At 40.4% G+C, this 13,822-nt stretch carries 11 protein-coding genes; all 11 read right to left on the reverse strand.

All coding sequences use genetic code 11. The annotated features are described in order from the left end of the window. Positions 1 to 100 precede the first annotated feature (100 nt). Positions 101 to 1,132, reverse strand: a complete 1,032-nt coding sequence (locus tag ACZ5B7_RS23955; RefSeq protein WP_423799282.1) for a glyceraldehyde-3-phosphate dehydrogenase — start codon at positions 1,130 to 1,132, stop codon at positions 101 to 103. Positions 1,133 to 1,299: 167 nt separating this feature from the next. Then, positions 1,300 to 1,911 (reverse strand): dephospho-CoA kinase, encoded by a 612-nt coding sequence (coaE, locus tag ACZ5B7_RS23960; RefSeq protein WP_464491223.1) that lies wholly within the window; start codon positions 1,909 to 1,911, stop codon positions 1,300 to 1,302. Between the two features lie 26 nt (positions 1,912 to 1,937). Beyond that, positions 1,938 to 2,573, reverse strand: coding sequence for a sporulation membrane protein YtaF (ytaF, locus tag ACZ5B7_RS23965; protein ID WP_423799283.1), 636 nt, complete (start codon positions 2,571 to 2,573; stop codon positions 1,938 to 1,940). A 102-nt stretch (positions 2,574 to 2,675) separates the two neighbouring features. Continuing rightward, a complete protein-coding gene (gene mutM, locus ACZ5B7_RS23970; protein WP_464491224.1) occupies positions 2,676 to 3,527 on the reverse strand; it encodes a DNA-formamidopyrimidine glycosylase in 852 nt (283 codons plus the stop codon). Between the two features lie 27 nt (positions 3,528 to 3,554). Further along, complete coding sequence (gene polA / locus ACZ5B7_RS23975) at positions 3,555 to 6,191, reverse strand: DNA polymerase I (protein ID WP_464491225.1); 2,637 nt, start codon at positions 6,189 to 6,191, stop codon at positions 3,555 to 3,557. 4 nt (positions 6,192 to 6,195) lie between these two features. Then, positions 6,196 to 7,620 carry a two-component system histidine kinase PnpS gene (gene pnpS / locus ACZ5B7_RS23980; RefSeq protein ID WP_464491226.1) on the reverse strand — a complete coding sequence of 475 codons (1,425 nt, stop codon included), beginning with the start codon at positions 7,618 to 7,620 and terminating at the stop codon, positions 6,196 to 6,198. After that, positions 7,617 to 8,333, reverse strand: a complete 717-nt coding sequence (locus ACZ5B7_RS23985; RefSeq protein ID WP_213144630.1) for a response regulator transcription factor — start codon at positions 8,331 to 8,333, stop codon at positions 7,617 to 7,619. The genes pnpS and ACZ5B7_RS23985 overlap by 4 nt, the downstream gene beginning before the upstream one ends. Positions 8,334 to 9,265: 932 nt before the next feature. Next, on the reverse strand, positions 9,266 to 9,742 hold the full coding sequence (locus ACZ5B7_RS23990; RefSeq protein ID WP_464491227.1) for a MaoC/PaaZ C-terminal domain-containing protein: 477 nt from the start codon (positions 9,740 to 9,742) through the stop codon (positions 9,266 to 9,268). Between the two features lie 85 nt (positions 9,743 to 9,827). After that, complete coding sequence (gene mdh, locus ACZ5B7_RS23995) at positions 9,828 to 10,766, reverse strand: malate dehydrogenase (RefSeq protein WP_464491228.1); 939 nt, start codon at positions 10,764 to 10,766, stop codon at positions 9,828 to 9,830. Between the two features lie 93 nt (positions 10,767 to 10,859). Further along, positions 10,860 to 12,128 carry an NADP-dependent isocitrate dehydrogenase gene (icd, locus tag ACZ5B7_RS24000; RefSeq protein ID WP_464491229.1) on the reverse strand — a complete coding sequence of 423 codons (1,269 nt, stop codon included), beginning with the start codon at positions 12,126 to 12,128 and terminating at the stop codon, positions 10,860 to 10,862. 135 nt (positions 12,129 to 12,263) lie between these two features. Beyond that, a complete protein-coding gene (gene citZ, locus ACZ5B7_RS24005; RefSeq protein WP_423799290.1) occupies positions 12,264 to 13,382 on the reverse strand; it encodes a citrate synthase in 1,119 nt (372 codons plus the stop codon). Between the last annotated feature and the right edge of the window lie 440 nt (positions 13,383 to 13,822).

Consider the following 13,822-nt stretch of genomic DNA (forward strand, 5'->3'; position numbering starts at 1 on the left):
AGCGTTCCTCCTTATAAACCTTTGTTTCTAGTGTATATCAATATCCCGAAAATATAAAAAGAGGCGCCTGTAAAGCAACCTCTTTTTAATCTTATCTTATTTAGCTAACCTTTACCTGCGACATTTTAGCCATTTCTTCGGCGACAAGTAAACTTAAGTCGACTACACGTGTAGAATAGCCCCACTCATTATCATACCAAGCCAACACTTTTACTTTTCTTGTCCCCATTACCATCGTGGAAAGTCCATCGATAATGGCGGAATGTTCATTCGTATTAAAATCGACTGAAACTAATGGTTCCATCGTAAAGTCTAAAATTCCTTTTAACGGACCTCCGGCAGCTTCTCTAAACGCCTTGTTAACATCATCCACCGTTACATCTTGCTTAAGGTCTACAACTAAATCAACAAGGGAAACATTTGGCGTTGGAACGCGCAGTGACATACCATGTAGTTTGCCCTTCAATTGCGGCAGAACAAGGGATAGTGCTTTCGCTGCACCTGTCGTAGTCGGAATGATAGATTGTCCGCACGCACGAGCCCGTCGTAAATCCTTGTGTGGATTATCGATATTTTTTTGATCATTTGTGTAAGCATGAACAGTGGTCATTAATCCGCATTCAATTCCAAATTTATCATCTAAAACCTTTGCAACTGGTGCAAGGCAGTTTGTTGTACAAGATGCATTAGAAATCACTTCATGGTGTTCAATATCGAGCATTTCTTCATTTACACCCATAACAATCGTAACGTCTTCATTCTTACCAGGTGCAGTAAGGATTACCTTCTTTGCTCCCGCTTCTAAATGCAGCGCAGCCTTTTCCCTAGCGTTAAACTTTCCAGTTGCTTCAATGACAATATCAATTCCCAATTCTCTCCATGGAAGTTCTTCTGGATTACGATTACTTAAAAGCTTGACTCTTTTTCCATTTACAAGCAGTTCATTATCTAAAGGGATGACTTCTCCCTGGAATGTTCCGTGATTGGTATCATATTTAATTAAATGTGCTAACGTTTCAGCAGGATAGCTTGCGTTGATTGCGACAACATCCAGCTTTTTCTCAAGGATTGCTTGTCTAAAAACCATCCTTCCAATTCTTCCAAACCCGTTAATGGCAATTCTTGCTCTCATTTTACGGCCCCTTCCGCATTAATGTTATACTTTTATCTCCATCTGATGGTATTAGTATAACACATTTAGTTTTATTTGTGATGAATAAAAAGCGTATTTTTTAAAAGTTTTATAATTCAGATAACTCCACATAAAAAAAGAAGGGGTGAATGCCCCCCTTCCATAGGTTATTGATATGTTTTTTGAATTCCCCATCCGGCTAATATTTCAATGAGCTGCTTTTTTGTTTCTTCTATTGATCCATTATTATCAATCACGGCATTGGCCAGTTTTACTTTTTCAGCAAGCGGCATTTGCGAGTTGACCCTGGCCTGTGCATCCGCTTCTGATAGTTGGTTTCTCTGCATCAGCCGATTCAACTGCGTTTCTCTGTCTACATAAACAAGGATGGTTTTTTCAACCATGAAGGTCAGCTTGCTTTCAAATAACAAAGGAATATCAAGAATAATTACTTCTTCTTGATTCTCCGAAGCCTTTTGAATCTTCTCCATCATTCTTTTTCTAACTTCAGGATGAACAATTTGATTCAAAAGCTGCCTTTTTTCTTCTTGGTAAAAAATAATCGCGCCGAGTTTTTGTCTGTCTATTTCCCCATTTTCTAATAAGATGTCCTGACCAAATTCGGCAATGATTTTCAGGTAGGCAGGTTCTCCTTTGTCTACCGCCAGACGCGCTTCGACATCTGCATCAACAACTGTTATATTCATTTCTTTTAACATATTAGATACTGTGCTTTTTCCACTGGCGATTCCGCCTGTTAAACCGATAACAAGTGACATACTCCTGCCCTTTCCCTTTCCTATTGTTATATCTTCCATATTCCTATGATGATTAATAAGATTCCCGGTATAAACGTAAACTTTTGAACCCAGTCAAAACGGTAAAAAAAGGACCCGAATTTAATTCCCAATAACACAAATAATGAACTCATAACCGCAACAGTCAAGGCTAAATAAATGGGAGGGAATCCAAGCATTGCTGCTCCAATTCCTGCACCAAAGGCATCCAGTGAGAGAGCGAAGCCTAACATTAATGCCTCGATTCCGGTGATCGTCCCGGATTTGTCAAAATCCGCCGACATCGGTTTTCTTAAGATATTGATTGCCAGCCCCAATGACCGAATTTCAAAGTTTACAATTGTTTTTTCATGTTCAATCGGTTCTTTTTCTTTCTCAGGGCGGAAAAACTGGTATAACACCCATGCTCCAAGCCCGATTAAAATAAATCCTCCAAGTCTTGCTGTAATACTCGGTGATAATACTTTTTCAAGTCCATGTCCAATTGATACCGCAATCATCAATGAGATGGCTGAGCAGCATGCAATGATGAGAATGGACTTAAACGGCATAACCATTTTTCTTAATCCATACGTAAACCCTACGCTAAAGCTGTCAAGACTGAGAGCAAGAGCGAGTATGAGAAGTGAGAACAACTGAACCATGATGTGTCTAGGACTCCTTCCTGCAAAATACTACGATAGTATATGGCAGGAGCCTATCCAGTGTTAACTGAAAAGCCGAAGCGCCTTGACCAGGAGCTGTAGCTAGACACTCCTCGAAGTTTTATGTTTAAGCCTTTGACATTTCGGGCAATAATGGGTGCCCCTTCCCCCTACGGTCGTTTTTTCAAGGGGCGTTCCGCATTTCTTACAAGGTTCCCCTTTGCGGCCATAGGCATATAACTCTAGTTGAAACATGCCAATTTCCCCTTGAGAATTCACATAGGAGCGAATCGTGCTGCCGCCTTTTTCGACTGCTTCACTTAAAGTTTCAACAATTTCCTTATGCAGCAACTCAATTTCTTTTTTCTTCAGTGATCCCGCCAGCCTTTCGGGGTGGATACCTGAACGAAATAACGCTTCATCAACATATATATTTCCAAGACCAACAAATAGGTTTTGGTCCAATAAAGCCGTTTTAATTTTTCGATTCGTTTTTTTAAGCATTTTCCCTAAGTACTCTTTGGTAAAGTCTTCTGAAAAAGGTTCAGGACCAAGCTGGATAAGGGGAGGCTTAGTAAATTCTTCACCCTTTTTGTATAGATGCATGGTTCCAAATTTCCGGACATCCCGATAGCGCAGTTCAGTCCCATCTGTAAAGTGAAAAATCACATGGGTGTGCTTATCGAATGGCTCTTCCTTCGGGTATAATCCGTATCTGCCCTCCATACGTAAATGGGAAACTAAGGCGAAATTCTCTGTATAAAGAATTAGAAATTTCCCTCTTCTTCCGATTGCAGCAAAAGTCTCACCTATTAAAGCATCGATGAATTGTTCCGCTTCAGCAGGATTTTTAATGATTTTCGGCCAATACACGGTTACATCTTCGATGGTTTTATGAAGAACAAGCTTTTCCAGCGTTCTCCTGACTGTTTCTACTTCTGGAAGCTCTGGCATATAATGCAGCCCCCTTTGCTGGTTTATTTACTTTGCATCAAACCATGTTGATCCGTAAGCATAATCTACTTTTAACGGGACGGATAGCTCAATCGCATTTTCCATCACTAACGGCACTAATTGTTTAAGTATTTCCAATTCCTCCTCAGGAGCTTCAAAAATCAATTCGTCATGTACCTGCAAAAGTAATCGTGATTTCAACCCTTTATCTTTTAATGCCTCATCCATATCAATCATCGCTTTTTTTATGATATCAGCGGCACTCCCCTGAATGGGCGTATTCATTGCCGTTCTTTCGGCAAAGCTTCTTAAGTTAAAATTTCGGGCCGTTATTTCCGGAAGGTATCTTCTCCTATGGAGCAATGTAGAGACATATCCTTTCTGCTTCGCTGAATGGACGATTGTCTCCATATATTCCTTTACACGCGGATAACTGTTCAAATAACGCTCGATGAACTGCCCTGCTTCCTTCCTCGTAATGCCGAGCGACTGGGAGAGTCCATAATCGCTGATTCCATAAACGATCCCGAAGTTTACAGCCTTTGCCTGCCGTCTCATATTGGAGGTAACTTGGTCTGCATCAACATGGAATACCTCCATGGCTGTGCGTGTATGAATATCCATATCCTCTTTAAAAGCTTGGATTAGCTTTTCATCACCGGAAATATGTGCAAGAACCCGCAGCTCAATTTGTGAATAGTCCGCTGCAAAAATCAACCAGTCTTTCTCGGACGGAACGAAGGCCTGACGGATTCTTCTTCCTTCCTCGAGACGGATCGGGATATTTTGCAGGTTGGGATCAATGGAGCTTAACCTCCCTGTAGCCGTTAAGGTTTGCTGGAATCTTGTATGAACCTTATCTGTCTCTGGTTCGATTACCTTTAGCAATCCTTCTATATAAGTGGATTGCAGCTTGCCTAATTGACGGTAAAGAAGAATATGTTCAATAATCTCATGTTCACCAGCCAGCTTTTCTAAAACATCGGCCGAGGTCGAATACCCGGTTTTCGTTTTCTTAAAAGAAGGGAGCTGCAATTTTTCAAATAAAATGACGCCTAATTGTTTCGGAGAATTAATATTAAATTTTTCACCGGCTAATTCACAGATTTTCTCCTCGATTTCAATAAGCCGTTCGTTAAGCTCACGACCCATTGACTCCAGGCGCTCCCGCTCCACCTTAATGCCGCATGATTCCATATCAGCTAAGATGAGTGATAACGGCATTTCAAGTTCCGTAAATAAACTATATTGTTCATTTTTCTTTAGGTCATCTTCTAATTTGTCTTTTAATTCGGCCATAGCCATCCCCTTGCGGACTAGGTGCTCGGCAAGCCGGTCTGTTTCAGGAATCCTTTGTTTAGCCCCTTTTCCATAAAACGATTCATCAGATTGAATATTACGAATGCCATACTTACCCGCAATTGCCGCTAAATCCTCACCCGTTTCTGATGGATTCAAAATATAAGAAGCCATTAAAATATCAAAATCCGCCCCTTTTAAATGAATTCCCTGTCTTCTTAAGGAAACTTCGGTGCGTTTTGCGTCATATACCGTTTTCTTCTTCCCTTCATCCTCAGCCCAGTTCTTAAACGATTCCGAATTTAGCGCTTGTTCCGTCGGGAGAAAGAAATGTCCATTGTCGTTAACGATCGAAAATCCGATGATTTCCGCTTGATGATAGTTATCTTCTAGCATTTCCACATAAAAATAATTGGTATTTGCAAATAAATCGCCGCTAATTTCGGATGGAATTATGTATTCAACCTCTTCAAGCTCTTGTATCACATCTACTGCCGAATCTTCACCAAGTTTATCCAATAACGATGAAAATCCTAATTCCTTAAACAAGCCTATTAATTTTTCTCTCGTAAACCCATCATATGAGATATCCTCTAAGTCTACCTCCACCGGCGCATGTCTTTCAATCGTTGCAAGCTGCTTACTCATTGCCGCCTGCTCTTTAAACTCTGTAAGCTTTTCCTTCAGCTTGTTCCCGCTAACCTTGTCAATTGATTCTAATAATTGTTCAAGAGTGGAAAATTCCTTCAGCAGCTTGATGGCAGTTTTTTCACCTACTCCTGGTACACCAGGGATATTATCGGATGAGTCCCCCATCAGACCTTTCATATCAATAATTTGGTCAGGGATTAAGCCATACTTTTCCTGAACATGCTCCGGCGTGTACACCTCTATATCTGTAATCCCTTTACGGGTAATCCCCACGGTAGTATGCGGTGAAGCAAGCTGTGTTAAATCCTTGTCGCCGGAAATAACCTTTACTTCAAATCCGTCTTTTTCAGCTGTTAACGAAAGCGTCCCAATAATATCGTCCGCTTCGTAATTCTCCAATTCATATCTTGAGATTCCGTAAGCATCTAATAACTCCCTAATAAACGGAAATTGCTCTGATAATTCCGGTGGTGTCTTCTGTCTGCCGCCTTTGTATTCTTCAAAGGTTTTGTGGCGGAAGGTTGTTTTGCCGGCATCAAAAGCAACCAAAATATGGGTTGGCTTCTCTTCCTCCAAAATCTTCATCAGCATCATTGTAAAGCCGTAGACCGCATTAGTATGAATACCTTTATCATTGTTCAAAAGCGGCAATGCAAAAAAGGCCCGGTATGCAATACTATTTCCATCAATCAGTACAAGCTTTTTGTGTTCCATTCAATCACCTTCCTAAAAAATAGTTCACGTTCTTCGGCAGTTCGATTATAAACTCGCTGCCGCTTCCTAAATCACTTTTCACTTTGATATTTCCATGGTGTGCCTCAATCAAATGTTTCACGATGGCCAAACCAAGGCCTGTCCCGCCTGAATTTCGATCTCTGGCCCGGTCGACCCGGTAAAAACGTTCAAAAATCCGGGGAATTTCATCCTTCTTTATCCCTACACCGGAGTCCTTAACATGAACACGGACAACTTCGTCCTCTTCAACGAGTAATACCTTTACCACTCCTTCTGAAGGTGTGTAGGTAATGGCGTTCCCTATAAGATTAATAAAAACTTGCTTTAATCGGTCAATATCACCTTTAAGGCTGGCACTTTTTTGCTCACTGACAAGCTCAAGCTGAATGTTTTTCGCTTGTGCTTTACCGGCTAATAGAGTAATGACGTCCTCTAGCAGCTCAAATAAATCCAATTCATTAATGTTTAACAGGAAGTTATGCTGCTCAATCTTTGAAAGTTCTAGCAGGTCATGGATTAGGGATTGTAGCCGATCGCTTTCTTTTAAAATAATAGAAAGAAATGATTCCAATGTCTCTTTGTCATTCATTGCCCCATCCAGAAGAGTTTCTGAAAAACCTTTAATTGATGTGACTGGTGTTTTTAGTTCGTGCGAAACGTTGGCGACAAAGTCTTTTCGCATTTGTTCGAGCTTTTTCATTTCCGTAATGTCATGAAAAACGAGTAAAATTCCTTTCCAGACATTGTTTTTCCCAATGATTGGAACACCGTATACATCAAAATATCTTCTTTCAATTTGTAATGGGATAAGCAGCTGCTTTCTTGCTTTTTGTTCTGTCCGGAAAACCTCTGCTATGATCTGGCATAGTTCTTTTTCCTGAAGAACTTCATAATAAAGCCTATCTAAATAATCAGATGGTTCTACTTGGAATAGTTCGATATAGCCTTTATTAATTAAATTAATATACCCCCGGCTGTCAATAAGAATTAAACCTGCTCCCATGTTCTCAATCAATGCCTGTAAACGGTCCTGCTGCATTTCCTGCATTTTTTTGAGTTCCTGAAGATTTTCTGCCAGCCTATTAATGGTTACAGCCAGCATCCCTGCTTCATCATTTCTGTCAACAGTTGTCCGGGCACGGTAATTTCCCTTTGAGAGTTCGACGGCTACATTTGTCACAGACTTTATCGGCTTTATATATCTGGTGGAAATTCGGATTCCGAGATAAACAATGATGATAAGGTCAACTAAAAGACTGACGGATAGGATCCACCATATTTGCCTTTCATTAAATGAATGTACAAAATAGCTATGGAACAACTGACCGAACAGAATTCCCAATCCGATTAATTCTGAAAAAATTAATATAATTAAAGAAAACAAAAGTTTAGTTCGAAACTTTGTCATTCTTCTTTTGGCTCCTCCAATTTGTAACCAAGTCCGCGAATAGTTTTTATATAAGCCGGTTTTCTGGTATCCTTTTCAATTTTTTCTCTTAAATGAGAAATATGTACATCGACTATCCTAGTATCGCCAGCAAAGTCATAATTCCAAACAGCACTTAATAATTGATCCCGGGTTAAGACATTTCCTTTGTTTTGGGCAAGGTAGTGCAGCAATTCGAATTCTTTAAGAGTTAGCTCAAGCAAATTCCCCTCAATAAATGCTTCATATTTTCCCGGAAAAATGGTTATTTTCCCGATTGTAATCAATGAATCTTCTTTTGGGCTTGGGTCTCCCGCATCCGTCTGCAAATAAGTTCTTCTGAGAATCGCCTTAACACGTGCAATCACTTCCCTTGGACTGAACGGCTTCACCATATAGTCATCCGCGCCAAGCTCCAAGCCCAAGATTTTATCAAGTTCTTCATCTTTTGCCGTTAACATCAATATAGGTGTCATTATACGCTCTTGCCGAAGCTGCTTGCACACTTCCATACCATCCATTTTGGGAAGCATTAAATCCAGCAGGATGATGTCTGGTGATTCCTGTACAGCTAGCTGCCGCCCTTCTTCCCCATCCATTGCGGTAATTACTTCATATCCCGCCTGTTCCAAATTGTATTTTAGAAGTGTCACAATAGAGTGTTCATCATCAACTACCAATACCTTTGTTTTCATCGTAAGGCCCTCCGATTTCGCTTCTCTCTTTCCTTCATTTAACATTATTATATTATAAATCCGAAAAGAAAACCTTTATCGGATAACTCGCACTGAAAATATGAAAAGGAATGTGTATTTGCACATTCCTTAAGCTGTTGAAAAACTTTCGATAGCCTTTTATTTCACCTCAATCTATAACAATTTCAACGCGTTAATTTGTTATGATTTTATTAGTTTAAAGGCTTTTCAACAGGTCTGTTGATTTGCGCTCCAGGCGCGAGCGGTTCGCGGGCGTGCCGGGGAGCCTCCTCGTCGCTAAAGCTCCTGCGGGGTCTCCCCTGCCCCGTACTCCCGCAGGAGTCTACGCGCCTTCCGCTCCAATCAACAGGTGTATTTAATAAGGACCTTAATCTCACATTAAAAAATAGGCTCTGTTATTATTCATTGTTGATTTCTTGTAGCTAAGAGAATTCATAGGCGGAGAATTTCCCGCTAATGTATATAGAGGAAGCTTAAGAAGCACAAATAAACGGAGTTATTCCGATTAACTGCTCTAAATAAGACAAAATCCAAAGATTTGGAGCATATTAACGGAAAAGCTTCCTTTATTTTTAAGGAAATATGGGTATTTCCCAATTTAAACGGAATTTTACCGTTTATTTTACAAACACAGTGAAATCAACTTTCAGTTATAACAGACCAAAAATAAAAAAAGATTGCAACACACTTAATAATCTTAGAAAAAGTGTCTTGCAATCTTTAGTTGAATGACTCCCTGTTGATTGGAGTGGAGGGCACCGACTCCTGCGGGATATAGAGGTCACTGGAGACCCCGCAGGCGCATTCAGCGCCGAGGAGGCTCCAGGACCTCCCCGCGGAAAGCGTGTGCCCGGAGCGGAAATCAACAGGCCCAAATGCAGAGACAATCTATTAATAAAAAAAAGGTTCTATTAAAAATTATCTAATGCTCTGGCATGGATTTCTTCCAGGCGATATGGCGGACAGACTTTAAGCACACCGGTGATAACCGTTTCATTTTTTTCATTGAATGCCAAAACTCGAATAGCAACAAAATGCCCTTCACGATTTACCTCGATTACTTCAAATAGAAATTCAACTGATGAATAATGGTAAACGGGCTTTGTAAATTCAATCGTTTGGCTCATTACATGACTTCCCGGGCCAGGGAGATATTTTGAGATGGCTGAAGTCATCATCCCTGTCAGCATCACGCTTGGGACAATCGGCTTTTCAAAAGGGGTCTGTGAAGCATAGTCGTGCTGTATGTAGAGCGGATTCGCATCGTCGGTTAATCCTAAATATAAGAGAAGATCTTTATCCTCCACCTTCTCCGAGAAGGAGAGTTTTTCCCCAACGGTTATTTCTTCAATTCTTCTTCCTAGCTTACGTTTTTTTCCTAAAAGCATCACGAACCTCCATTTGAAAACGATTTCATTACCTCAGGAAAATTCGGGAAGGGTTTATGCCCTTCCCGAATATAAAACACCATTATTAAACTAAAACATTCATGACATTACGTACAGATTCAACCGATTTATCTAGCGCAGCTTTTTCTTCTGCAGTCAGGTCAAGTTCGATTACTTTTTCAATACCATTGGCACCTAGGATAGTCGGCACACCCAAATAAATGCCTTCATAACCATATTCACCTTCAAGGTAAGCGATAGAAGGTAATACACGGCGTTGGTCTTTTAAAATCGCTTCACACATTTCAACCAATGAGGCTGCAGGAGCATAGTAGGCACTTCCGTTACCAAGAAGGTTAACGATTTCACCGCCGCCTTTTCTTGTGCGTTCTACAATTGCTTCTAACCGATCTTTTGGAATTAGAGTTTCTAATGGGATACCACCGGCATAAGAATACCGTACAAGCGGAACCATGTCATCCCCATGTCCGCCTAGTACGAAGCCTGTAATATCTTTAACAGAGATGTTTAATTCTTGTGCAACAAAGGTGCGGAAACGAGCTGTATCAAGTACACCGGATTGGCCGATTACACGGTTTTTAGGGAAGCCAGATTCCTTAAACACAGTGTAGGTCATGGCATCCACCGGGTTCGTTAATACAAGGATGGTACAGTTTGGAGAATATTTTGCGATTTCAGAGGTAACAGCTTTCATTACTTTTTGGTTTGTTTGCACTAAATCATCACGGCTCATGCCCGGTTTGCGTGCGATACCTGCAGTGATAACAACGATGTCTGAGTCTTTCGTATCTTCATAATTTGATGTTCCAGTAATATTGGCATCAAATCCTTGAACAGGGCTTGCTTCAAGCATATCTAACGCTTTCCCTTTAGTGGGATTTTCCATTTGCGGAATATCAACTAATACAACATCACCAAGCTCTTTTTGGGCAAGCAAAAATGCAGTAGTTGCTCCAGTAAAACCTCCGCCAATTACAGAAACCTTTTTACGTTTTAATGACATACTTTTTCTCCCCTTTTTGAATGAACTTTTTAAATAAAGGGCTGTTATAAAAACAGCCCTAAATACACTTTGTTGTTATCACATTAGCTTTTCTTATTCCATGTTCTTAATTAGTTCGTCACCAAATTCGGAAGTTTTAACTTCAGTTGCGCCTTCCATTAAACGAGCGAAGTCATAAGTAACAACTTTTGAAGCAATCGTTTTTTCCACTGATTTAATGACCATTGTAGCTGCTTCATTCCAGCCCAAGTGCTCAAGCAGTAGTACACCTGATAAAATGACAGATGAAGGATTTACTTTATCAAGACCTGCGTACTTCGGTGCAGTACCGTGTGTTGCTTCGAAGATTGCGTGTCCAGTTTCATAGTTGATGTTAGCTCCTGGAGCAATCCCGATACCGCCAACTTGTGCTGCAAGTGCATCTGAAATGAAGTCGCCGTTTAAGTTCATTGTAGCCACAACATCGAACTCACGTGGACGAGTTAGGATTTGTTGTAAGAAGATATCAGCAATCGCATCTTTCACGATAATCTTGCCAGCAGCTTCAGCATCAGCCTGCGCCTTGTTAGCAGCATCTGCACCTTGCTCAGCTTTAATGCGATCATATTGAGCCCAAGTAAAGACTTTATCGCCAAATTCCTTTTCTGCAAGCTCATAACCCCAGTTTTTAAACGCGCCTTCTGTAAATTTCATGATATTGCCTTTATGCACGAGTGTAACGGATTTACGGCCTTCTTTAATTGCGTAATTAATAGCAGCACGGACAAGACGTGTTGTACCTTCTTGAGAAACAGGCTTAATACCGATACCTGAAGTTTCAGGGAATCTGATTTTATTTACGCCCATTTCGTTTTGAAGGAAGTCAATTACCTTTTTAGCTGCTTCAGTTCCTTTTTCATACTCAATACCTGCATAAATATCTTCAGTGTTTTCACGGAAGATAACCATATCTGTATCTTGCGGACGCTTAACTGGTGAAGGAACACCTTCAAACCATCTTACAGGACGCAAGCACACAAACAAATCTAGCTCTTGGCGTAAAGCTACGTTTAACGAACGAATTCCTCCGCCAACAGGAGTAGTAAGTGGACCTTTGATTGCAATTAGGTACTCATTAATTACATCTAAAGTTTCTTTTGGAAGCCATTCGCCAGTTTGATTGAATGCTTTTTCTCCAGCAAGAACTTCCTTCCAAACTAATTTACGCTCGCCTTTATAGGCTTTTTCAACAGCTGCATTTAAAACTCTCTCAGATGCAGCCCAAATATCTGGACCGATGCCGTCTCCCTCAATGAATGGGATAATTGGATTGTTTGGTACGTTTAAGACTCCATTTGTTACCGTGATTTTTTCACCTTGCATGGTAGTTCTCCCTCCTAGTATGTAAAAACGTGAAAACCTGATGATATGGTAAAGACTTAAGTAAAGGTTAGCAGGTATTCACCCCTAACCTCTACCAAATCTTATTTAACCAATTTTTCGAAAAAAAGTAAAATGTTATCCTCTTTGTTCGATTGGAATATATTTCTGCATTCCAGGACCTGTGTATTCAGCACGCGGGCGGATTAGACGGTTGTTGTCGTATTGCTCTAAAATATGAGCAAGCCATCCAGATACACGGCTGACAGCGAAAATTGGCGTCATTAGGTCATGGTCAACACCTAAACTGTGATATACAGATGCGGAATAGAAATCAACGTTTGGCGGCAGGTTCTTTTCACCGGTTACGATGCTCTCAATTTTCACTGACATATCGTACCATTGTGGTTCGCCAGTTAGTTCTGTTAATTTTTTGGACATTGCTTTTAAATGCTTGGCCCGAGGATCTCCTTGGCGGTAAACCCTGTGGCCAAAGCCCATAATTTTTTCTTTATTCTCAAGCTTGCCGCGGATATAAGGCTCGACGTTTTCAAGGGTACCAATATCGGTAAGCATTTTCATTACCGCTTCATTTGCTCCTCCGTGAAGAGGTCCTTTTAACGCTCCGATTGCTGCTGTGATACCAGAATAAACATCGGATAATGTAGCAACACAGACACGAGCTGTGAATGTAGAAGCGTTTAATTCGTGGTCGGCATGCAGAACTAGGGCTTTATCAATTGCCTCTACTGCAATTTGTTCCGGTTCTTTACCGGAAAGCATATATAAGAAATTCGCTGCAAAGCTCAAATCCTGTCTAGGTGCAACTGGCTCAAGTCCTTTTCTGATACGTGCAAAAGCTGCCACGATAGAAGGCATTTTAGCTTGAAGACGAATCGCTTTACGATAATTAGCTTCCTTCTCCATTACATCTGCTTCCGTATCGTAAAGTCCTAATAAAGAAACAGCTGAACGAAGTGCTGCCATTGGGTGTACTGTCTGAACCGGGAACAATTTAAAGTGCTCAATTACTTCCTGTGGAAGTGCAGCACTTTCAGCAAGCTGTTGCTTTAATTCAGCCAATTGTTCTGAATTAGGCAGCTTACGATGCCATAATAGATAAATAACCTCTTCAAAGCTTGCATTTTCAGCTAAATCATCGATGTTATAGCCAACGTATGTCAGCGTATCATCAATAATTGAACTAATGGAAGAAGTAGTTGCCACAATCCCTTCGAGACCACGTGTTACTGTCATCAAAAATCTCTCCTTTACATTGTAAAATTCCCCATTACCCACTGCTTCATTAATTCTTTTAAACCGGAAAATCCCCAGTCTAGGATAAAAAGAAACGGCATAAAGTAATTTGAAGATTTCCACTGCAAAATCATCGCCGATAAACTGATCATTACCCTAGGTGACTGAGCGATTGCTCGGATTAAAACCAAAAAGTCTGTATGCCCTTTCATTCACAGGAATAAATAATTTTTCAAGTATTCCAGTATTCCTATACGGTTTATGTAAAAAAAGATATTGCTTACAAGCCTATTATAAACAATAATCAGATTTTTGTGAATGAAAAGGAATTAAAAATAGCAAAAAAATATTATTTCAAAAAAAACGGCGCTAAAAACACGAGCCATTTCACTTAGTTTCAGCCTGTATTTTCACCGAATCTCCCTTAAAGTTATTTTACC

Source organism: Neobacillus sp. S1115, assembly GCF_055385565.1.